Source organism: Pseudomonas brassicacearum (assembly GCF_003732175.1).
In the GTDB taxonomy this organism is placed as follows: domain Bacteria; phylum Pseudomonadota; class Gammaproteobacteria; order Pseudomonadales; family Pseudomonadaceae; genus Aquipseudomonas; species Aquipseudomonas brassicacearum_G.
In genome coordinates this window covers 225,092-246,837 of sequence record NZ_MOBI01000013.1, presented here as the reverse complement: position 1 = coordinate 246,837, position 21,746 = coordinate 225,092, and the positions used below count along the sequence as shown (strand labels likewise).

Here is a 21,746-nt window from a genome sequence, read left to right as displayed (position 1 = left end):
AAACGAATGTGACAGCTCCCTCAAATTAGGAATTACACATGACCAAAGTAGATACGCCCTCACCTTCAGAACTGAAAACCATCGGCTTGACCCCTCTCATCTACTGCTCGGACCAGGCCTTATTCAACGTCCGTGCCGGCGTCCCCATCGTTGATGCATTGGCACAGGCCTCCGATCTGCTGTTTCTCGCCAGATCCTTTGCTCAGGATGCCGCCTTCGCAAAAGACACCGACCGCCATGCCTGGGCCGCGCATTATCTGACGGCAATGAGTAAGGCGGTGATTGATGATGTGGTAAAGGTCCTGACCCCGCGACCTGCCCGGACAAAGACCAAATCCGAAGACCCGCGGCCTGAAAGCAACTAAAGGCACAGAGACGAAAAAGCCCCCGTTACCAAACTGGCAACGGGGGCTTTTTGTGAGGCTTACATTTCTACCTGTGTACCCAGCTCAATCACCCGGTTCACCGGCAACTTGAAGAACCGCAAGTTGCCGTTGGCGTTTTTCAGCATGAAGGCGAACAACGCCTCACGCCAGCGAGCCATGCCGACAAGCTTGGAGGTGATGACCGTTTCCCGGCTGAGGAAGTACGTCGTACGCATCGGGCTGAAGTCCAGCTCATCGAGATGGCACAGCTTCAGCGCTTGCGGCACATCCGGTTCGTCCGTAAAGCCGAAGTGCAGGATCACCCGGTAGAAGCCCTCACCGTAGGAGTCGACCTCAAACCGTCGCTGCGTCGGCACCCGTGGAATGTCCTCGTAAACCACCGTCAGCAACACCACCTGCTCATGCAGCACCTGGTTGTGCAGCAAGTTGTGCAACAGCGCATGGGGCACCGCATCCGGCCGCGCGGTCAGGAACACCGCCGTACCCTGGACCCGGTGAGGTGGCTGCACGCGAATACTGCTGATGAAAATCGGCAATGGCAGACCGCCCTCATCCAGTCGATCCACCAGCAGCTCTTTACCGCGCTTCCAGGTGGTCATCAGGATAAATAGCACAATCCCCGCCAATACCGGGAAGGCGCCGCCCTGCACGATTTTAGGCACGTTGGCAGCGAAGTACAGCCCGTCCACCAGCAGGAAGCCGACCAGGATCGGCACCGTCAGGATAGGCGACCATTTCCACAGCAACAGCATGACCGCCGCCACCAGAATACTGGTGATCAGCATGGTCCCGGTGACCGCCACACCGTAAGCCGAGGCCAGAGCGTTGGAAGACCCGAAACCCAGCACCAGCAAAATAACGCCGACCATCAGCGTCCAGTTCACCGCGCCGATGTAGATCTGGCCTTGCTCGGCACTTGAGGTGTGCTGAACGTGCATGCGTGGAATGTAACCGAGTTGAATCGCCTGACGGGTCAGGGAGAACGCACCGGAAATCACCGCCTGGGAAGCGATCACCGTTGCCAGCGTCGACAGCACGACCAATGGAATCAATGCCCAGCCCGGTGCCAGCAGATAGAACGGGTTACGCGCGGCGTCCGGGTTCTCCAGCAGCAAGGCGCCCTGCCCAAAGTAGTTGAGCACCAGTGCCGGCAGCACCAACGCGAACCAGGCACGGGCAATCGGCTTGCGACCAAAGTGGCCCATGTCCGCATACAACGCTTCAGCACCGGTCAACGACAGCACCACCGCGCCAAGAATAGCGATACCTATGCCAGGATGAACCTCGAAAAAGCGTACGCCCCAGACCGGATTCAGCGCTTGCAGCACCTCCGGGTACCGGGAAATGCCAAGGCCTCCCATGACACCCAGCACCACGAACCACAACACCATCACCGGACCGAACAATTTGCCGATGCGGTCAGTGCCGTGTTTCTGGATCAGGAACAACCCCACCAGTACGATCAGCGACAGCGGCACGACCCAGCGTTCGAGACCCTCGAATGCCAGCTCCAGACCTTCCACCGCCGACAATACGGAAATCGCCGGGGTGATCATGCTGTCGCCGTAGAACAACGCCGCGCCGATCAAGCCCAGGATCACCAGCACCGATTGCAGCCGCGGATACGATGCCGAGGCTCGCCGCGCCAGCGCGGTCAGGGCCATGATCCCGCCTTCGCCCTGGTTGTCGGCACGCAGAATGAACAACACGTACTTGATCGAGACGACCCAGATCAGCGACCAGAAAATCAGCGCCAGAATCCCGAATACGCCGTCATGGTTGGCTTGCACCCCATAGCCGCCGGTAAACACCTCTTTGAGGGTATAAAGCGGGCTGGTACCGATATCGCCATAAACCACCCCGACCGCCGCCACCAACATTCCCAAGGGCTTTGCTGCCCCGGAATGCGCTGAGCCTACTGCCTGACTACTTGCCTGACCCATCAACCACTCCTGCCACCAAGACCGGGGCTTCATGTAAAAAGCACGACGCGAACAAGCGCCTGCGCTTTGCCAACCTGCGCAGACTGCCGTGCAGCATGCGCTGTTTTACTTATTGATACAGGCGATTTATTGACTGAAAAAATACGCCTGGGTGTAACGGCGCGAAGCATAGCGCAGCACTCGTCGTATTTCCCTCCATAAAGCTGGTCAAGTGCGCCGACCATCGCTAGAATTGCGCACTTTTTGATCAGAGGCACTTCAAGTGCCCGTCTGTCGCCTTGCCGTTTTCGGCTGGAGGCGTCACAAAACACCGAGGTTAGACATGTCCACCACAACGCCGGCCAACCCTAAAGTTGGTTTCGTATCCCTGGGTTGCCCGAAAGCACTGGTCGACTCCGAGCGCATCCTTACCCAACTGCGCATGGAAGGCTATGACGTCGTGTCGACCTATCAGGACGCCGACGTCGTGGTGGTCAACACCTGCGGCTTCATCGACTCGGCCAAGGCCGAATCCCTTGAAGTGATCGGCGAAGCTATCAAGGAAAACGGCAAGGTCATCGTCACCGGCTGCATGGGTGTCGAAGAAGGCAACATCCGCAACGTACACCCAAGCGTGCTGGCCGTCACCGGTCCGCAGCAGTACGAGCAAGTGGTCAACGCCGTGCACGACGTCGTGCCACCGCGCAAGGACCACAACCCGCTGATCGACCTGGTGCCGCCGCAAGGCATCAAGCTGACGCCGCGTCACTACGCCTACCTGAAGATTTCCGAAGGCTGCAACCACAGCTGCAGCTTCTGCATCATCCCGTCGATGCGCGGCAAACTGGTCAGCCGTCCGGTGGGCGATGTGCTCGACGAAGCCCAGCGCCTGGTCAAATCCGGCGTTAAAGAGCTGCTGGTGATTTCCCAGGACACCAGCGCCTACGGCGTTGACGTCAAGTACCGCACCGGTTTCTGGAATGGCGCGCCGGTGAAAACCCGCATGACAGAACTCTGCGAAGCGCTCAGCACCCTCGGCGTCTGGGTTCGCCTGCATTACGTTTACCCGTACCCGCACGTCGACGAACTGATCCCGCTGATGGCCGCCGGGAAAATCCTGCCGTACCTGGACATCCCGTTCCAGCACGCCAGCCCGAAAGTCCTCAAGGCGATGAAACGCCCGGCGTTCGAAGACAAGACCCTGGCGCGCATCAAGAACTGGCGCGAGATCTGTCCGGACCTGATCATCCGTTCGACCTTCATCGTCGGCTTCCCAGGCGAAACCGAAGAAGACTTCCAGTACCTGCTGAACTGGCTGACCGAAGCCCAGCTCGACCGCGTCGGCTGCTTCCAGTATTCGCCGGTTGAAGGCGCCCCGGCCAACGATCTGGATCTGGAGATCGTTCCGGATGACGTCAAGCAAGACCGCTGGGATCGCTTCATGGCGCACCAGCAGGCCATCAGCTCGGCGCGCCTGCAAATGCGCATCGGCCGTGAAATTGAAGTGCTGGTCGATGAAGTCGACGAGCAAGGCGCGGTCGGCCGTTGCTTCTTCGACGCCCCGGAAATCGACGGCAACGTATTCATCGACAACGGCAGCAACCTCAAGCCGGGCGACAAGGTCTGGTGCAAAGTGACCGACGCCGACGAATACGACCTGTGGGCTGAACAGATCTAAACGCAAAAAAAATGAAAAGCCCCGCCCTCTTCACGAGATGCGGGGCTTTTTTACGTCTATCGTATTGTTCAGCAAGAGGATTTAACCTCACGCACAGAACAAGGGGCAGGCGGACATGCGCCATCATTCGGTCATCCACACACCGAAACACAGCGACTACGAAGAACTGACCCGGGTCTGGGAGGCATCGGTCCGCGCCACGCATGATTTTCTACCGGACAGTTACATCGAGCTGCTGAAAAATCTGGTGCTTACTCGCTATCTGGATGCCGTCATGCTGATCTGCACCCGCGACCGACACCAGCACATCACCGGGTTCGCCGGCGTTGCGGCAGGCAAGATCGAAATGCTCTTTATCGCCCCCGAACACCGTGGCGAGGGCCTGGGCAAACAACTCCTGCACTACGCCATGGAACACCTCAACGCCGATCAACTGGACGTCAACGAACAGAACCCGCAAGCCTTGGGGTTTTATTTCAAACAGGGTTTCGAAGTCATCGGACGCTCGGAAGTCGATGGCATGGGCCAGCCTTATCCACTGCTGCACATGCGTTTGAAGCAGGCCAATCAACAGGCGCGGCGCGGCTAAAAGCCACACAAGGCAAATGGACCCGCGATTAACCGGCGCGAGGCAGGTACAATGCCTCCCCCCTTTTGTAACGGCCCCTGTCATGACTGACCCGATTCGTCTCTCCAAACGCCTCATCGAGCTCGTCGGCTGCTCCCGTCGGGAGGCTGAGCTGTTCATTGAGGGCGGCTGGGTCACCGTGGACGGCGAAGTCATCGATGAGCCGCAGTTCAAGGTCGACACCCAGAAAGTCGAACTCAACCCCGAAGCCAAGGCCACCGCACCGGAACCGGTAACCATCCTGCTGCACGCGCCAGCGGGCATGGATGCCGACACCGCCCTGCAACTGATCGGCCCCGAGACCCTGAGCGAAGAACACCGCTTCAGCAAACGTCCGCTCAAGGGCCACTTCCTGCGCCTGACCGCCAGCGCCGACCTGCAGGCCAACGCCAGCGGGCTGCTGGTATTCACCCAGGACTGGAAGATCCTGCGCAAACTCACTGCCGATGCCAGCAAGATCGAGCAAGAGTATGTGGTCGAGGTCGAAGGCGACATGGTCGCTCACGGGCTCAACCGCCTGACCCACGGCCTGTCGTACAAAGGCAAGGAACTGCCAGCGGTCAAAGCCAGCTGGCAGAACGAAAATCGCCTGCGCTTCGCGATGAAAAACCCGCAACCGGGCATCATCGCCCAGCTCTGCCAGGCTGTCGGCCTCAAGGTCGTCGCCATCCGCCGCATCCGTATCGGCGGTGTTTCCATCGGCAAGGTGCCGGTGGGCCAATGGCGCTATCTGTCTGCCAAAGAGAAATTCTAAGGCGGCCACACATTTCGGCGTCGCCGTTAACGGCAACGCCCACAGCTGAATGATCAGGACTGCACACATGATTCATAATGACGTACTGCGCAGCGTGCGCTACATGCTCGACATCAGCGACAAAAAAGTCATCGAGATCATCAAGCTCGGCGGCATGGATGTCACCCTGCCCGACCTGGTGACGTACCTCGACAAGAAAGAAGAAGACGAGGAAGGCTTCGTACGCTGCCCGGACGACGTCATGGCGCACTTCCTTGATGGCCTGGTGCTCTTCAAGCGCGGCAAGGACGAAAGCCGTCCACCGCAGCCGATCGAGCTGCCAGTCACCAACAACATCATCCTGAAGAAACTGCGCGTGGCCTTCGAACTGAAAGAAGACGACATGCACGCAATCCTCAAAGCCGCCGAATTCCCGGTCTCCAAGCCTGAGCTGAGCGCACTGTTTCGCAAGTTCGGCCACACCAACTATCGCCCTTGCGGCGACCAGTTGCTGCGCAATTTCCTCAAGGGCCTGACCCTGCGCGTTCGCGGCTGATCATGAGCTACAGCGTTTCTCCGATTGGCTTCGTGCGCTCCTGCTTTAAGGAGAAGTTCGCCATTCCGCGTCAGCCGCAACTGGCTCCGGCCGCTCGCGGCACTCTGGAACTGGTGGCGCCGTTCGATCAGGGTGATGCGGTGCAAGGCCTGGAGCAGGTCAGCCATGTCTGGCTGCTGTTCCTGTTTCATCAGGCACTGGAAGACAAGCCGCGACTCAAAGTCCGCCCACCGCGCTTGGGCGGTAACAAGTCCATGGGCGTGTTCGCGACGCGCGCGACCCATCGCCCCAATGGCATTGGTCAATCGGTGGTCAAGCTGGACAAGGTTGAAGCCAATCGCCTGTGGATCTCTGGCATTGACCTGCTGGACGGTACGCCGATTCTCGACATCAAACCCTACGTGCCCTACGCCGATATCATCCCGGGTGCGTCCAACGAGATCGCCAGCGCCGCGCCGCAACTGATTCCGGTGCAGTGGGCGGATGCAGCCTTGCAACAGGCTCATACCCACGCCCAGCGCCTTGAAGAGCCCTTGGTCGAGCTGATCGAGCAATGCCTGGCGCAAGACCCACGCCCGGCTTACCAGACACCTGCACCCGAACGCGAATACGGCGCACAGTTCTGGGACCTGGACGTACGCTGGCATTACCCGGAAGCCGGGCTGATTCGCGTCCTCGAAGTCATCCCTGCGAAAACCTGAACGCCAGAAACGCAAAAGCCCGCGCAACCTTCTCAGGCAACGCGGGCTGATCGTTCCCACGCTCTGCGTGGGAATGCATCCTGTGACGCTCTGCGTCACCGGAACAACAACTTACTTCTCGACGAACGCACGCTCGATCAGGTAGTCACCGGGCTCACGCATACGCGGCGAAACTTTCAGGCCGAAGCTGTTCAATACTTCGCTGGTTTCGTCGAGCATGCTCGGGCTGCCGCAGAGCATGGCACGGTCATCTTCAGGATTGATCGGCGGCAGGCCGATGTCGCTGAACAGCTTGCCGCTGCGCATCAGGTCGGTCAGACGACCTTCGTTTTCGAACGGCTCGCGGGTCACGGTCGGGTAGTAGATCAACTTGTCACGCAGGGCCTCGCCGAAGAATTCGTTCTGCGGCAGGTGCTCGGTGATGAACTCGCGGTAAGCGACTTCGTTGACGTAACGTACGCCGTGGCACAGGATCACTTTTTCGAAACGCTCGTAGGTTTCCGGATCCTGGATGACGCTCATGAACGGCGCCAGACCGGTGCCGGTGCTGAGCAGGTACAAATGCTTACCAGGCTTCAAATCGTCCAGCACCAGGGTGCCGGTCGGTTTTTTGCTGATGATGATCTCGTCGCCTTCCTTCAGATGTTGCAACTGGGAAGTCAGCGGACCATCGGGAACCTTGATGCTGAAGAACTCGAGATGCTCTTCCCAGTTCGGGCTGGCAATCGAGTAAGCGCGCATAAGCGGGCGGCCGTTGGGCTGTTGCAGGCCGATCATCACGAACTGGCCGTTCTCGAAGCGCAGGCCCGGATCGCGGGTGCACTTGAAGCTGAACAGAGTGTCGTTCCAGTGGTGAACACTGAGGACACGCTCGTGGTTCATGTTGCTCATGTACGGGGAACTCCTGGATATTTTGTCTGCGCATGCTCTGCGCCAAGAGAGCAGCGCGCAATTGCATCGCATTCTAATGGCAGCGACAATATCTGTTAACTGGATTATTAAGATAAGGGTTATCGGTTATATAGATATGCGATTTACTCTACGTCAACTTCAAGTCTTCGTCGCCGTCGCTCAGCAAGAGAGTGTGTCTCGTGCTGCGGGTCTGCTCAACCTTTCACAGTCGGCGGCCAGCACCTCGATCACCGAACTTGAGCGCCAATCCAGCTGCCAATTGTTCGACCGCGCCGGCAAGCGGCTGAGCCTCAACGCCATGGGCAAACAACTGTTGCCGCAGGCAGTGGCCTTGCTCGACCAGGCCAAGGAAATCGAAGACCTGCTCAACGGCAAGTCCGGTTTCGGCTCGCTGGCGGTCGGCGCCACCCTCACCATCGGCAACTACCTGGCGACCTTACTGATCGGCAGCTTCATGCAGCTTCATCCGGAGAGCCAGGTGAAGCTGCATGTGCAGAACACTGCCAACATCGTGCAACAAGTCGCCCACTATGAAATTGATCTGGGTCTGATCGAAGGCGACTGCAGCCACCCGGACATCGAGGTACAAAGCTGGGTCGAGGATGAGCTGGTAGTGTTTTGCGCCCCGCAACATCCGCTGGCCGCCCGTGGCCAGGCAAGCATGGAGGAGCTGACGCACGAGGCGTGGATCCTTCGCGAGCAAGGCTCCGGCACGCGCCTGACCTTTGACCAGGCTATGCGTCATCACCGAAGCGCCTTGAATATCCGGCTTGAGCTGGAACACACCGAAGCGATCAAGCGCGCAGTGGAGTCTGGCTTGGGAATTGGCTGTATTTCGCGGTTGGCGCTACGCGACGCGTTCCGCCGCGGCAGTCTGGTGGCGGTGGAAACGCCGGATCTGGATCTGGCGCGGCAGTTTTATTTCATCTGGCACAAACAGAAATATCAGACGTCGGCCATGCGCGAGTTTCTCGACCTGTGCCGCGCTTTCACCGCCGGGGTTCAGCGCAGCGACGAGATCGTTTTGCCGACGATTGCCTAGGGTGAAAACTCGCCGAGCGGCGATCAGGCAAGGCAAAAACAGGCGAGGAAGCGGAGTTTAGGCACCTAAATGAGCATTCCGAGCCTGTTTTTAACGCAGTCTGGTCGACGCGCAGGCAGTTTTGTCAGAGCAGAATCACCGCCCACACCATCACGATCATGCTCAGGGCCATTAACTGAGCAGCGCTGCCCATGTCCTTGGCATTTTTCGACAACGGGTGCCGCTCGAGGGAAATCCGGTCAATTGCCGCTTCCACGGCCGAATTGAGCAACTCGACAATCAGCGCCAGCATGCAGACGGCAATCAGCAAGGCACGCTCGACGTGGCTGACATTCAGCACAAACGCCAGCGGAATCAGGATGACATTGAGCAGCACCAGTTGACGGAAAGCGGCTTCGCCAGTGAACGCTGCACGCAGGCCGTCGAGAGAATAACCACCTGCATTGAGAATGCGCTTGAGACCGGTTTGACCTTTGAAAGGCGACATAAAGTAGGCAACTGAACCAGAAGGAGTAGAAAAGCTAGATCAACAGAAGTTAAAAAAGCGTGAATGGAAGCGCCGTTAGTGGCTCGAAATTGACTCAAGTTGTTGCAACAGCAACGCCGCCTGAGTCCGGGTACGCACACCCAGCTTGCGGAAGATCGCCGTCACGTGCGCCTTGATCGTCGCCTCCGACACACTCAACTCGTAGGCAATCTGCTTGTTCAGCAGACCTTCGCAGACCATGGTCAATACACGGAACTGCTGTGGCGTCAGACTGGCCAAGCCTTCGCTGGCAGCCTTGGCCTCGTCCGAAACGCTGACCGCTTCAAATGCCTGCGGCGGCCAGAAGACATCGCCATCCAGCACAGAGCGCACCGCTTGCTGAATCACTTCCAGTGAACTGGATTTGGGAATGAAACCGCTGGCCCCGAATTCACGGGAACGCACCATGATCGAGGCTTCTTCCTGAGCCGAAACCATCACCACCGGGATCTGCGGGTATTGACCGCGCAACAGCACCAGCCCTGAGAACCCGTACGCGCCCGGCATGTTCAGGTCCAGCAGCACCAAATCCCAGTCAGCCTTTTCCGTCAGACGGGCTTCCAGCTCGGCAATGCTCGCCACTTCCACCAGACGAACCTCGGGGCCAAGGCCCAGGGTCACGGCCTGGTGCAGCGCGCTACGGAAGAGAGGGTGGTCATCGGCAATCAGGATTTCGTATGTGGCCATCTTTCAAATGATCCTGTTTTTTATGGCAGACCTGATGCATTCAGGTATCGCCAAGGCAACTCGAGGTACCGCCAGACAGCGGCACCAACAGGGCACGTTCAACGCCAAGAGCCCATAAAACCGGCGTTTCAATCTTCGCCCGCACCCCAATCGGCGCCAAGGATGCCCAGCGAAGCCTGGGTGGTCAAGCCGCAAACCTGTGGTTACCTGTCAGTATGGGCGACTCTCAGGACATGACCGGCGCTGTGTGTTCAACGAAAGGCAGCAATTCTGTATGGGCCGGGGTCGAGACATTCATTTCCAGCTGATGTTTGGCATCGAGGTAATGCTGGCTGAACACATCGAAATAGGCACCCAGTGCCGATGCAGCGTCTACATCCCCTGCCAGATCCAGGCACAACGCAGCCACTTCCGCGGTGCACAGGTGTTCGCTTCGGGTAGACCTTCGCAGGCGGTACCGCGAGAGCTTTTCGGGGAGCAGGCTGAGAATCGGAAACCTGTCGAAATAAGGGCTTTTCCGAAAAATCTTTCTCGCCTCGGTCCAGGTTGCATCCAGCAGGATGAACAGCGGGCGCTTCCCGCCGATAGTCTCAACCGTATGAGTCACACGTTCGGGAGCAACGTATTCGCCGGGAAAGACCAGATAAGGCTGCCATTGCGGGTCGGACAAAAGCTTGATCAACTGCGGGTCGACTTCAGTCCGCGACCAGATAAAGGCAAAGTTATCCCTGACCACGTCAGCGATCAGCCAGCCGGTATTGCTCGGCTTGAACACTTCCTTCCTGGTCATGATCAGGCAAACCCCGGCCTGTGATCCGACCTGGGGACGCCAGTTACACAGGCAGTGACTCTCGATCACCCGGCACGTATGGCAACGGGGCGCCCGTGAACCGCGGGCCAGAAAAGGCTTGGTACTCTCCTCTTCTCGCTCATCACGCAGACGGGCTACGGCGTTCGTGGCAAAACGTGGGGCGGTATTGCTCATCGAAGGCAGCACCGGCAGGGAAGGAATATCGACACAAAAAACACTCGGCAAGGCAGGAAGTCGCAGCAGTTTACCAGAGCGGCTCGCCCAAACCTGTACCGCCTACCCCCCGCTCGCCTATAATCCGCCGCCACTGAACGCACCGCCATGTGGCTGGTCGAAGCACCCGTCACTGAACCAGGAGAGTTTCATGCTGCGCCTTATCGTCCCCACCGCTGCCCTTCTGCTGGCCCTGCCCTTCAGCGCTCAAGCAGCCTCCCTGAATGACTTGAATCTGGGCAAGATGCTGGAAAAGGTTGCTGCGGAAAGTAACGTCGGCCTGCCTCGAGAAATCAATGAGAACCTTCTCGACCAAGGTTATACGGTTGATGGCAAACAGCTGATCGACCACATTAGCGTGCAATCTGCTTATGCCGACGAAATGCGTGCCAATCCGAAAGTGGTTTATCTGCAACTGGGCGCCAGCGTTTGCCGCAACGCGAACTACCGCAAGCTGATGGCCAAGGGCGCGATCATGCGTTACGACTTCTCGGAAAACAAAACCAATCGCCCTGTAGGCTCGGCCAGCTACCAGGAATCGGATTGCCCTGCGCAAACGACACAAAAGAAAAAGTAATCACTTAATCAGCGAGAACCTGCGCGTCGTTGCTCATCATCGGCGCGCAGCTCTGCCACCAGCGCATGCAAATACGGCGAGCGCCACTCTTGGCCTTCCAGGCGCCGACGACATTCCTCTTCAAGGCTCACGTGATTGCGCGCGGCCGCCGACTGCAGCAATCGATACAGTTGCGCATCGATCTCCAGAATCACCAGGCTCATAGCCTGCCTCCTTGCACTTGATCGCCCATCATTGCGCGATGATTTCCTACCCGCTCCTGAAGCCTTGCGCCTTGCCCTGGACGCAATGCTGTCGTGTTGTGTCTGTAACTTAGTAAATCAGAGCCATGGCCGTCCGACACAGGTTCTGACGGGCGGTGACAGTCGGTTGTGAGCTCGCAATAAGTGATTGCCAGCGAAGACTTTCGAAGACCATGATCAAGTCAGCGCGACTCACCACAAACGTCTAGATTCAATGTATTGATGTTTAATGTTCAGGGCAGAAAAGGGGCTGCCCACTCAGAGTCCTGTCGTGCGAGCGTTTCTTTCATCCAAGGGATAAAACAGAACCCGTCTGGATGACTCGACCGCCACTTCAACGCTTCATGGTCAGGTCAAGTCGGGTGTAGTGCCCAGCCCTCTTTGCGGGCTGAGAGCGACACAAGCGGTGTCGCGGCTCAGGCGAATTTCTCGTTCGAGCCGAAGGTTCTGTGTAGAAGGAGAAGTTGAATGCCTTACCAACCGAATGACCTTCTGGTGCGTCATTTTCAAAGCATCGGCGTCGATCTCACCAGCAAGATCGAAGAGCAACTCAACCTGGTTTCACCCAATAGCCCGAATATTCCGATTTATCGCGACATGATGTTGACTGTCTTGCGCATGGCGCAAGAAGACCACAATCGCTGGAACGCCAAGATCACCCAGCAAACCCTGCGCGAACTTGAGCACGCCTTCCGTGTGCTGGAGCAGTTCAAGGGACGGCGTAAAGTGACCGTTTTCGGCTCGGCACGTACGCCGGTTGAACATCCGCTGTACGCCCTGGCCCGGGAACTGGGCGCAAAACTCGCCCAATCGAACCTGATGGTCATCACCGGTGCCGGCGGCGGCATCATGGCCGCCGCCCATGAAGGTGCAGGTCGGGATAACAGCCTTGGATTCAATATCACCCTGCCCTTCGAGCAGCATGCGAATCCGACCGTAGGCGGCACTGCCAACCTGCTACCGTTTCACTTTTTCTTTACCCGCAAACTGTTTTTCGTCAAAGAGGCCGACGCGCTGGTGCTCTGCCCCGGCGGCTTCGGCACGCTGGACGAAGCCCTGGAAGTGCTGACCCTGATCCAGACCGGCAAAAGCCCGCTGGTTCCCGTGGTGTTGCTGGATGCTCCTGGCGGCAGCTTCTGGGAAAGTGCGCTGGACTTCATCCGCAGTCAACTGGAGGCCAACCGTTACATCCTGTCGAACGACCTGAAGCTGATTCGTCTGGTGTACACCGTCGATGACGCTGTGGCGGAAATCAATCAGTTCTACAGCAACTTCCACTCCAGCCGCTGGCTGAAACATCAGTTCGTGATCCGCATGAATCACAAACTCAACGACCATGCGCTCGAGCATATACAGGAGGCCTTTGCCGACCTGTGCCTGAGCGATCACTTTCATCAACATACTTACGGTGGCGAGGAGCACGACGAGGCCCAGTTCAGTCATCTGGTGCGACTGTCCTTCACGTTCAATGCCCGTGATCACGGACGCCTGCGTGAACTGGTCGACTACATCAACCAGCCGGAAAACTGGGCCACGGCTCAGCCCCAGACGCCACAGCGCAAACGGGAACAGATCAAGGTTACTTGAGCAAAAAAAGGCCTGACTATCTCAATAGTCAGGCCTTTTCAGTCAGTCATCCATTCCTCGGCCGCTGAACAAGCGGCCAATCATTTCCATGGAGTATCCCCGATAGGCGAGGAAGCGCCCTTGCTTGGCGCGCTCGCGGGCGTCTATCGGTAAATGCCCGGCAAACTTGCGTCGCCAGGTCTCCTCCAGGTTTTCTTGCCAACTGATTCCGCTTTCACGCAGGGCGAGTTCGATATCGGCACGTTGCAAACCACGCTGACTCAACTCTTCGCGAATACGCAAAGGGCCGTAGCCGGAACGGGCACGGTAGGAAACGAAGCTTTCGAGGTATCGGGATTCAGACAGCAGCCCCTCTTCCGTCAGACGGTCGAGTGCTGTATCGATCATTTCATCAGAAGCGCCGCGCTGACGCAGTTTACGCGTCAGCTCGACTCGACCGTGCTCGCGTCGTGCGAGCAGGTCCATTGCGGTTCGCCGCACCGCGACGAGGGTATCGAGTACGGCGGTCATCGGATCAATCAGATATCAGCGTCAGCCAGATCATCGGCAGTCTCTTTGACCGGCGAAGCCTTGACGTCTGGAGTCGGCGTCAGCAGCTTGTCGCGAATCTGCTTCTCAAGAGTGGCAGCGATGTCCGGGTTATCCTGCAGGAACTTGGCCGAGTTGGCTTTGCCCTGGCCGATCTTGCTGCCGTTGTAGGCATACCAGGCACCAGATTTCTCAACAAAGCCGTGCAATACGCCAAGGTCGATCATCTCACCGTTGAGGTAGATACCCTTGCCGTAAAGAATCTGGAACTCGGCCTGACGGAACGGCGAAGCCACCTTGTTCTTGACGACTTTGACGCGGGTTTCGCTGCCGACCACTTCATCGCCTTCTTTCACCGCGCCGGTGCGGCGGATGTCCAGACGAACCGAAGCGTAGAACTTCAGCGCGTTACCACCGGTGGTGGTTTCCGGGCTGCCGAACATCACGCCGATTTTCATCCGGATCTGGTTGATGAAGATCACCAGGCAGTTGGCGTTCTTGATGTTACCGGTGATTTTACGCAGCGCCTGGGACATCAGACGGGCTTGCAGGCCCACGTGCATGTCACCCATTTCACCTTCGATTTCGGCCTTCGGAACCAGGGCCGCCACGGAGTCGACGATAATCACGTCAACCGCGTTGGAGCGCACCAGCATGTCGGTGATTTCCAGGGCTTGCTCGCCGGTATCCGGCTGGGAAACCAGCAGGTCGTCGACATTGACGCCCAGTTTGCCGGCATATTCCGGGTCCAGGGCGTGCTCGGCGTCGACGAATGCGCAGGTCGCGCCGGCTTTTTGAGCCTGGGCGATCACGGACAGTGTCAGCGTGGTTTTACCGGAGGATTCAGGACCGTAGATTTCAACGATACGGCCTTTTGGCAGACCGCCAATGCCGAGTGCGATATCCAGACCCAGAGAGCCAGTGGAAATAGCCGGGATCGCCTGACGGTCTTGATCGCCCATACGCATCACGGCACCCTTGCCGAATTGACGTTCGATCTGACCCAGGGCCGCAGCCAAGGCTTTCTTCTTGTTGTCGTCCATTAAAGTCCTCACGTAATCAATAAGGCCTGACGGCCAACACCTGTATAAGTAGCCAGTATTATTCCACAGCGTTTCGGGATCGCCTACCCCTCATTTGAGATTTCTCCGGCGGTATACTGCAGCAACCCCTCTAGCGCGGCCTTCACCGTTTGTCGGCGGACTTCACCGCGGTTGCCGGGGAAGTGTCGGCACTCTGAATACACGGCATCTCCGATCCCCCAGGCCAGCCACACGGTGCCCACCGGCTTGTTCGACGTGCCGCCGTCCGGTCCTGCAATACCGCTGACCGCCACGGCAAAACGCGCGCGACTCTTGTGCTGGGCGCCACGCACCATGGCTTCGACCACTTCACGAGTGACCGCCCCGACCTCAGTGAACAACTCGGCGGGCACATTCAGTTGCTGGGTCTTCTGGCGATTGGAATAGGTGACGTAACCCGCCTCGAACCACGCCGAGCTACCGGCAATCCGGGTGATCGCTTCGGCGATCCCGCCACCGGTGCAGGACTCGGCCGTACTGACGTGGGCATTGAGAACCTGTAAACGCCGGCCTAGTTGCGCGGCAAGCTGGGTGATTTCGTTCACGACTCTCTCCTTGATCAGGCGGGCATGCGCACTACCGTACACGAGCGAATCACGCTTGCAAGACGCAGGCTGGATCAAAATGTTAGCGAACAAGCGCTCTGACATAGGCCTGACAGGCCTGCAAGGCAATCAGTCCGCGGTCGCCTGTGTCGGTGATGCCGATAATTCGTTGAGCATGCGCCGGCTCAAGTCGGGCTCGTAGGGTTCCATGAACCACGCCGCCGGTGCCGGGGGCGGCTGACACACCACAACCGGTGTCGGCATCACGGGGGTCGACAAGGACTGACAGGCGCAAATCAGCAGTGGCAAGACGGTCGCGCAGGCGACCTTGATCACGTTGTGCATCACTCAAGGCCTTTGAATAGGTTTGATCGCTGGCGTGAAGACGCTGCTCCAGGGCCAGACGCTTGTCCTGTTCGGTGCGCTGTTGATTCGCCGCCGCCAGGGTCAGTTGGTTCAGCGCCTCGCCGTGCAACCTGGCTTGTTCCGCCAGTTGCCGACCGTAACGCCAATCCTGAAGGTGCCAGGACGCTGCCGCGGCACCGCCAGCCACAATGGCCAGTAGCACAGCGACGCCGATCACCCGGTAAGAAACCGGCATCAGACCGAAGGCTGGCATAACACCGCCCTCGCCCGTGTCCAGAGCTGTAAACGCTCTTCCAGCCCATTCAACCCGCCGTTGATCCGGCGGGTGATGCTGTTGAACTGGTCACGATCGGCCAGTTCATTCAAACCGTTCAGCTCCCAGAACCAGGCCGCCGATTCGGCCGCCCATTGAGGCTGCTCGAGCAACTCAGGCAGGGTCAGCAAACGCTCATCACCGAACAGCCCAAGGCTGCATCGACGATAGTTGTCGTGACCGGTGATCTGAATCAACCCGCGCCCGCGATAGCGCTGACCATCACCGTCAGCTTCAGGCGTGTTGCCCAAGCGGACGGCCAGCGCGCCGGTATCGTATTTGCTGAGGTACTGGTCGTTGCCCAACTCACGCACATAACGCAACTGCCCCGACTCATGGCCGACTTGCGCGAGAAACGCGGCGATGCGTTTGGGGGTGTTGATCTGGTGGTGATCCATGGCGGTGTTGAGGGCAGAAACGAAAACGCCCGCTTGGAGGCGGGCGTTGGGCATGATGTTGAGCAGTTGCCCTTCTGTTACAGGCATGAGGATGTCCTCGAGTTACTTTTGTTTAAGACCGAAGAGCGAGAGCAGTGAATTCGTCGATTCCTTGGGTTCAGAAAACGTCAGAATCGGCCACTCGACTTCAAGTGGGTAGCCTGCTTGCTGTTCGATGCGGTTCAAGGCAACGCAGTAGCGTTTCCAGTCCAGCAGCGCGGATTGCTCCTGTTGCGTGGCATCGCCCAAATCGACGGCGTATTGAAGCGGGGCGATGCGCATGGCGGCGTCGCGCAGGCGGCTGTCTCGCTCTTTCAGAACACTTGCCAGTTCAGCCGCGGCTTTCGCCGATTGATCAAGTTTCCAGTCGCCATCGAGCCAAACGTAATACTGACCGGGCCAGGGTTTATCGGTGAAACCTTCGGGTAGTTCCCCCAACTGCTCCCAAGTGGTCGAAACGCCTGTTTGGGTTTGAAATACGGTGCAACGGCGATCACGCACTGCCTCGGGAGCGCCATTAGCCCAGGCCCATACAAAGCCGTTTTCAGGCTCGGCAAGTTCCTCAGGTAACTCGACGGCATTACTCGGTAGCTGCACACCAAGACCCGGCGTGACAAACAGCTCTACCGGACCGTTCAGAACACCTGAATCGTCGACTAAATAATGAAACATAGACACCTCAGATAATCTTGATTCGACCTGGATAGGCAATATTTCGCGGCCGGGACTTAAAGGAGTAGAGCAAGGTATTAGCAGTATCCATCTGATAGGTAGTTCCTACAGGAAAAGTAGGCCCACCATTGACGACTGCAAAGTTGCGCACTTCTTCCTGCGTATCCGCACCAACCGATGCAAGACTGTCGGACCATCGGGACCCTATGGCACCCGCGCCCTGAGCACCAAACGCATAGGAATGGTAAGTACCGGATTGAGCCGATCCCGGTCCACGTCCGGTATCGACCGTTCGTCCTTCGGAAAGAATTCGCAAAAACTCCCCTCGCCCCTCAGGTCCGCGGAATGTCAGCGCACCATCACCGGTAGTCCATCCGCCTTCATTACCGAGCCGACTAGCCTCGGTTTTCAGCATCCCGGACTGCTGGGCGTGATCCCACAGCCATGGCCATTCAGCTCGACTCAACACAGAACCGTTTAGCGCACCGTACCCACCCGGGCTCAGGAGCGTTGTCGTTTCAAAGAAGGGTCGCCCCAGCGGAACACCATCGAACCGCCCTACAGGCCACCAACTACCGGCACCATCGCTGCGCAAATGCCACCAATCCCCCGCCCCCATCAACACCAGGAACGGATAGCCCGCAGGACGAAGGTGGGTATGAAACTTGATCGTGTCCGTCCCCATGCACTGGACTGTCAGCCGGTTGCCGCTGTTATCCAGCCGCCTCACGATGACATCACGCACACCCAGCGCTCCATCGGCGGCAGGCAGCAGCAAGGTGGCTGCATCCGTCCCGGCACTGACCAACACGAGTCCCAACTCCTCAGCCAGCAATGCTTTGGAACCCGAGACACTGGTTACCAATGAGCGCATGGGGCTCGACTTCGCCGTGATCATTTGCAACGCCTTGAGCAACTGACTGTTGTCAGCCTCAGACGGTGCCAAACCGACGCTCGTAATAACCGCCAGCAGTTCCTGAGTAACACTGTTACCCCACGTCGCGGGAATCAACGATCCCGGCGTTCCAGAAACCACATTTTCATCAACGAACTTGCCATTCACCAGCCCGATGCCGGGGACACTTTTTGGATAGTCCAATGTTCCACTCCTTATAAATGTCTATTGAGCGATGGCGGGTTCTACCGGCTTCACAGTTTTTCTGACCCGTGTTTTTCTAACGGGAGCGGCCATAACGCTGACGGGGGCAACCAGTACCGGTCGCACCGTGAATTCAGGAAACTCTTCGGTTGCCGGCCAATTGCGCAAGTTACGGCGATAAGTTTGCAAAGCTTCGTATTCCGCGGCTGACAACGTAGTTGCAGCTCCCGTTTCCAGTTCGTCGCGATGCCTTGCAACCAAACCATCGGTTTGAAACAGTTCGGAGTCGCGCCAGGCGCGTTCAGCCCCTTCTTGTTCAAGAGCAGAACTCATCGGAAGTGATTCGCCGCCGTGACTCAGCCACTCCAGATAGGCAATCCAGTCACGATTAGTTGGATCTTCAGGAATAAAAACCGAGTCAACGAGACGAAAAACTCCGTTCGTCATTAATTGATAGCGCATCTTGCGTCACTCCTAAATTTCAGCATCAGCCGTAGCGTGGATGTAATAAGACTGGGTGACGACTGCCACATCGGAGTTATCCACCCATAAGCCTCGCGTAGACACTGCATAGGGCCGAGCATTGGCGGATGAAACCTGATCGCTCCCCGATCGCCATTGACCCGGTGTTCCGTTCGACATGGGCTTGTATAGGCTAATGCTTGGAGTTGTTCTTTTTTCAACCTTGAAGGACCACTGCGCTAACGGCTGAGAGGAAAAGGTGACCTGGCCCATCTTGACCGTCGATATAAGGGCTCCGGCGACAGAACCCGTTGTGTCTCCCGGCTGAACATCCTGGTTGAAGGTTTTTTCGTAATAACGCTGACAAAGAATCAACTCGTCTGCGGGAGTACGAAACTCAAAGGGCGTGGACACTGGGCCTTCTTCAAGTTGGACCTGAGCCAGGTCGATTGTCTGCAATACATTCAATGGGAGGTCGAACGCTAGTCTAAGACAATCATTACTGGTCCCTCCCAGCGTCTTACCAGCAATGGAAGGAACCTGAACAGTCGCGCTGTATCGAGCCCAGGAACTGGTTAATTGAAAGCTCCCTACAGTCGTCACAACAGGCTCCGAGCCACCGCCAAAAAACTGCGCTACCGTTACAGTTACCTGACGTGCGGAATCCGCTTTTGCCCAGAACGTTACTGTTGCCAACTTCCCTGCCAAGGTTCTGACCGATTCAATAGTCTGTGAAATCTTGTGTGTATTGGCTCCAGCACCCGCAGTAATTTGCTGCCAGCGCAGAAAATATCGAGGTTCATTGGGAACTTCTGTCTGCCCTAACACGAAATTCTGGCGGGAAATATTGACCCCAGCATTGCCATTCCAATCACAACGAAAACGGTCAGCAATAAAGGCACCCGAGTTGGGACCGAGATTGGTAATGCCACGCTGCCAGATATCAAAATTCCCGTTAATAAGAAGGTTCTTGCGATAAACCTGAACCGGGAAACGCTGTTGTGGATCAAGTTTCGCCAGTTCCTTGATAGCCAGTGTCAGCTGATTAGTTTGATTTTCTGCAGGCACCATTCCCGCAGCGCTTATCGCACTCACAATCTCCTGCGTTACCGCATTCCCCCAACTTGCCGGAATCAACGATCCTGGTGTCCCGGCCACCGGATTTTCATCGACGAACCTGCCATTCACCAGCCCTACGCCGGGTGTGTTTTTTGGATAATCCATAATGTTTGTCCTCCGGCCTTGTTTGACCGGGATATTTGAACGAAAACAAAAGCGCCCACTGGGTTAGTAGGCGTCAGATCTGTATTTCAAGAAACTCGTACTCATCGTGGCCGGGGCTAACCCGCTGCGCTCTACTGCGACAGATCGCTCACGACGTTATGCAGGGCCAGAATGGCTGCATCGCACACTTCTTTGGCCCGTTCTGTCTTGCCCTTGGCGACTTGCGCCCGAATCTGCTCCTTGGCTTTCAAGCGCAGGGTGCGCAGGGTCAACAAGCTGTTATTGAATTCGGCCGATTTGCCAAGAATGTCGTCGGCGGCCTCTTGGGCTGTTCGCCCTTTGACGGCCCATGCGCTCACAGACAAAGGGACCGCTTTTTTGGGATAACCCGCGTCCTTGAAGGCCTGTGCGTCGGCGGCGGCGCTCGCATATTCCATAGCGCGCAGCGGATCCCCGGTCAGGGTCTTGCGGGCCCTGTCTGCTGCCGCGTCCACTCGGGAGCAAAGGTTTTCTGTTTCCTGACGCTCTACCGTTGTCACTTTGGCGGGATTCAGCACCCATTCGGCGCCATCCCAGTCATGAACTGTAGAAGGCTGGACAGGACGAAGTTCGCCTTCGAATTGATGCATTTCCTGAATCACTTTCATCGGATCAGCTCCCAGGACAGATTGACGTTTACGGCGTTCGAAAAATTGACGGCAATGCCTACGCTGTAGTCGGAGAGCGCCTGGTGACTTTTTATTCCCATACTGAGTAGCAGCTCATCACTTTCCGCACTGGTAGAACCCAGCGTGTGCTCTGCCTGATACACCTGCCAAAGAGAGCGAAGCTGTGAATGATCAAAGCTGGCAGTCAGTGCCGATACCGTTACATCGTTTAAAACATTGCTGGTAAACAGAATGCAGGGTGTCGGGTTTGCCGGATCAGCCCAGCCCACAGCATGATTGGAACTTGATGGTGATACTGGAGACAGGTAGCAATAATTACCACCTAACCAGCCTGCCTGCGGAAAAGCCAGCGAGGTGATTGCGGTCGGGGAAGGCGTGGGGTTGCCGGCAACCAGACGCGCAGCACGCGCGTGTGGATCAAGCGGCAGGTAAACCACACCTGTGCCATTCACAGTCTGAGTCCAGGTCAATCGCGCACGGTTATAGATTTGGCGTACCGTAGGTACTGTTCCCGGTGCGCCGGTCACTACCCAGGCAAGGCACATATCCAGCGGTGTGGACTGAAAACCACCCCCGGCGGCCCCATTCACGGCCCCCTTCAGAGAATCCGGGGCACCGTCATAAATAGTTCCCCGCTGCACATAGAACGTCAGCGCACCACCAATGATCTGCGCTCTGATGAAGTACCCCGAATTCGGCAGCAAATCTGCGCTGCTCCATGCCGTTGTCATGAAGGTCCGGGACCGGCCGAGTTGCCCTGCCAGTACTTCCTGACCGACGCTGATGTACACACCCGCCGGAATCGATACCTTCCCGCCACTGGTCGAAACAGCCGCAGGTGTCACAGGCAGCCGCGCATCAGGTGTCGCCACCGTGGGCAAAGGTAAAGCAGCGATGGGCAATGCCAGATCCTGATTCCAGCCCTTGGCCGTGACGCTCTGAATCGCCTGCAACAACTGATCGTTCTTTGTCTCATCCGGGGTCAACTCGCCCGCCTTGATGACGTTCACAATCTCCTGGGTGACTCCATTACCCCACGTCGCCGGAATCAGCGATCCCGGTGTTCCGGTCAACGGGTTTTCATCGACAAACTTGCCGCTGATCAACCCGGCGCTGGGCACACTCTTCGGATAATCCATTTCCTATCCC

The 21,746-nt window shown here is 57.5% G+C and carries 26 protein-coding genes; 9 read left to right on the top strand and 17 right to left on the bottom strand.

All coding sequences use genetic code 11. The features are described from left to right. Positions 1-38: 38 nt before the first annotated feature. Complete coding sequence (locus tag BK658_RS11985) at positions 39-365, top strand: DUF3077 domain-containing protein (RefSeq protein WP_123582458.1); 327 nt, start codon at positions 39-41, stop codon at positions 363-365. A gap of 59 nt (positions 366-424) precedes the next feature. Here the strand turns inward: BK658_RS11985 and BK658_RS11980 are convergent, their stop codons facing one another. Further along, a complete protein-coding gene (locus BK658_RS11980) occupies positions 425-2,266 on the bottom strand; it encodes a potassium transporter Kup (RefSeq protein ID WP_404943177.1) in 1,842 nt (613 codons plus the stop codon). Positions 2,267-2,651: 385 nt separating this feature from the next. Between BK658_RS11980 and rimO the strand changes: the two genes are divergently transcribed. The 5 genes from rimO (at position 2,652) to tsaA (ending at position 6,604) form a co-directional block, all read left to right on the top strand. Then, positions 2,652-3,986 carry a 30S ribosomal protein S12 methylthiotransferase RimO gene (gene rimO / locus BK658_RS11970; RefSeq protein WP_103315472.1) on the top strand — a complete coding sequence of 445 codons (1,335 nt, stop codon included), beginning with the start codon at positions 2,652-2,654 and terminating at the stop codon, positions 3,984-3,986. A gap of 115 nt (positions 3,987-4,101) precedes the next feature. Beyond that, positions 4,102-4,575: a GNAT family N-acetyltransferase gene (locus tag BK658_RS11965; protein WP_123582455.1), complete on the top strand. Its 474-nt coding sequence runs from the start codon at positions 4,102-4,104 to the stop codon at positions 4,573-4,575. 82 nt (positions 4,576-4,657) lie between these two features. Continuing rightward, complete coding sequence (locus BK658_RS11960; protein WP_123582454.1) at positions 4,658-5,368, top strand: rRNA pseudouridine synthase; 711 nt, start codon at positions 4,658-4,660, stop codon at positions 5,366-5,368. A 67-nt stretch (positions 5,369-5,435) separates the two neighbouring features. After that, complete coding sequence (locus BK658_RS11955) at positions 5,436-5,903, top strand: YehS family protein (RefSeq protein WP_123582453.1); 468 nt, start codon at positions 5,436-5,438, stop codon at positions 5,901-5,903. 2 nt (positions 5,904-5,905) lie between these two features. Continuing rightward, a complete protein-coding gene (gene tsaA / locus BK658_RS11950; RefSeq protein ID WP_123582452.1) occupies positions 5,906-6,604 on the top strand; it encodes a tRNA (N6-threonylcarbamoyladenosine(37)-N6)-methyltransferase TrmO in 699 nt (232 codons plus the stop codon). A 111-nt stretch (positions 6,605-6,715) separates the two neighbouring features. On the opposite strand, the gene fpr is transcribed toward tsaA, so the two are convergent. Next, positions 6,716-7,495: a ferredoxin-NADP reductase gene (gene fpr / locus BK658_RS11945; RefSeq protein WP_003189055.1), complete on the bottom strand. Its 780-nt coding sequence runs from the start codon at positions 7,493-7,495 to the stop codon at positions 6,716-6,718. Between the two features lie 136 nt (positions 7,496-7,631). On the opposite strand from fpr, the gene BK658_RS11940 reads away from it, so the two are divergent. Beyond that, positions 7,632-8,558, top strand: a complete 927-nt coding sequence (locus tag BK658_RS11940) for a LysR family transcriptional regulator (protein WP_123582451.1) — start codon at positions 7,632-7,634, stop codon at positions 8,556-8,558. A 124-nt stretch (positions 8,559-8,682) separates the two neighbouring features. Here BK658_RS11940 and BK658_RS11935 read toward each other — a convergent pair whose 3' ends face one another. The 3 genes from BK658_RS11935 to BK658_RS11925 form a co-directional block, all read right to left on the bottom strand. Continuing rightward, positions 8,683-9,045 (bottom strand): diacylglycerol kinase, encoded by a 363-nt coding sequence (locus tag BK658_RS11935; RefSeq protein ID WP_123582450.1) that lies wholly within the window; start codon positions 9,043-9,045, stop codon positions 8,683-8,685. Positions 9,046-9,120: 75 nt separating this feature from the next. Then, a complete protein-coding gene (erdR, locus tag BK658_RS11930; protein ID WP_071551583.1) occupies positions 9,121-9,771 on the bottom strand; it encodes a response regulator transcription factor ErdR in 651 nt (216 codons plus the stop codon). Between the two features lie 226 nt (positions 9,772-9,997). After that, complete coding sequence (locus BK658_RS11925; RefSeq protein WP_123582449.1) at positions 9,998-10,756, bottom strand: tRNA-uridine aminocarboxypropyltransferase; 759 nt, start codon at positions 10,754-10,756, stop codon at positions 9,998-10,000. A 190-nt stretch (positions 10,757-10,946) separates the two neighbouring features. On the opposite strand from BK658_RS11925, the gene BK658_RS11920 reads away from it, so the two are divergent. Further along, the gene (locus tag BK658_RS11920) at positions 10,947-11,372 is read left to right on the top strand and encodes a PA3611 family quorum-sensing-regulated virulence factor (protein WP_123582448.1); all 426 of its coding nucleotides are present in this window, start codon (positions 10,947-10,949) and stop codon (positions 11,370-11,372) included. A gap of 8 nt (positions 11,373-11,380) precedes the next feature. Here the strand turns inward: BK658_RS11920 and BK658_RS11915 are convergent, their stop codons facing one another. Beyond that, positions 11,381-11,575: a hypothetical protein gene (locus BK658_RS11915; RefSeq protein WP_123582447.1), complete on the bottom strand. Its 195-nt coding sequence runs from the start codon at positions 11,573-11,575 to the stop codon at positions 11,381-11,383. A 507-nt stretch (positions 11,576-12,082) separates the two neighbouring features. On the opposite strand from BK658_RS11915, the gene BK658_RS11910 reads away from it, so the two are divergent. Further along, complete coding sequence (locus tag BK658_RS11910; protein WP_123582446.1) at positions 12,083-13,201, top strand: LOG family protein; 1,119 nt, start codon at positions 12,083-12,085, stop codon at positions 13,199-13,201. A gap of 42 nt (positions 13,202-13,243) precedes the next feature. Here BK658_RS11910 and recX read toward each other — a convergent pair whose 3' ends face one another. The 11 genes from recX to BK658_RS11855 form a co-directional block, all read right to left on the bottom strand. Continuing rightward, entirely contained in the window at positions 13,244-13,711 is a 468-nt protein-coding gene (gene recX / locus BK658_RS11905) for a recombination regulator RecX (RefSeq protein WP_054595967.1), read from the bottom strand. A gap of 8 nt (positions 13,712-13,719) precedes the next feature. Continuing rightward, entirely contained in the window at positions 13,720-14,772 is a 1,053-nt protein-coding gene (recA, locus tag BK658_RS11900) for a recombinase RecA (protein ID WP_054595966.1), read from the bottom strand. 83 nt (positions 14,773-14,855) lie between these two features. Further along, positions 14,856-15,356, bottom strand: a complete 501-nt coding sequence (locus BK658_RS11895; protein ID WP_123582445.1) for a CinA family protein — start codon at positions 15,354-15,356, stop codon at positions 14,856-14,858. Positions 15,357-15,438: 82 nt separating this feature from the next. Continuing rightward, positions 15,439-15,975 (bottom strand): lysis system spanin subunit, encoded by a 537-nt coding sequence (locus tag BK658_RS11890; protein WP_123582444.1) that lies wholly within the window; start codon positions 15,973-15,975, stop codon positions 15,439-15,441. Further along, positions 15,957-16,520: a glycoside hydrolase family 19 protein gene (locus BK658_RS11885; RefSeq protein ID WP_123582443.1), complete on the bottom strand. Its 564-nt coding sequence runs from the start codon at positions 16,518-16,520 to the stop codon at positions 15,957-15,959. Before BK658_RS11885 ends, BK658_RS11890 begins: the two co-directional genes overlap by 19 nt. 15 nt (positions 16,521-16,535) lie before the next feature. Then, positions 16,536-17,144, bottom strand: a complete 609-nt coding sequence (locus tag BK658_RS11880; protein WP_123582442.1) for a tail fiber assembly protein — start codon at positions 17,142-17,144, stop codon at positions 16,536-16,538. Positions 17,145-17,151: 7 nt separating this feature from the next. Then, positions 17,152-18,243, bottom strand: a complete 1,092-nt coding sequence (locus tag BK658_RS11875) for a phage tail protein (protein WP_123582441.1) — start codon at positions 18,241-18,243, stop codon at positions 17,152-17,154. Between the two features lie 21 nt (positions 18,244-18,264). Further along, complete coding sequence (locus BK658_RS11870; protein WP_123582440.1) at positions 18,265-18,705, bottom strand: phage tail assembly chaperone; 441 nt, start codon at positions 18,703-18,705, stop codon at positions 18,265-18,267. A 12-nt stretch (positions 18,706-18,717) separates the two neighbouring features. Continuing rightward, positions 18,718-19,929 (bottom strand): carbohydrate-binding protein CenC, encoded by a 1,212-nt coding sequence (locus tag BK658_RS11865; protein WP_123582439.1) that lies wholly within the window; start codon positions 19,927-19,929, stop codon positions 18,718-18,720. A 131-nt stretch (positions 19,930-20,060) separates the two neighbouring features. After that, complete coding sequence (locus tag BK658_RS11860) at positions 20,061-20,576, bottom strand: phage tail protein (RefSeq protein ID WP_123582438.1); 516 nt, start codon at positions 20,574-20,576, stop codon at positions 20,061-20,063. Continuing rightward, the gene (locus BK658_RS11855) at positions 20,573-21,736 is read right to left on the bottom strand and encodes a phage tail protein (protein ID WP_123582437.1); all 1,164 of its coding nucleotides are present in this window, start codon (positions 21,734-21,736) and stop codon (positions 20,573-20,575) included. The genes BK658_RS11860 and BK658_RS11855 overlap by 4 nt, the downstream gene beginning before the upstream one ends. Positions 21,737-21,746: the final 10 nt, after the last annotated feature.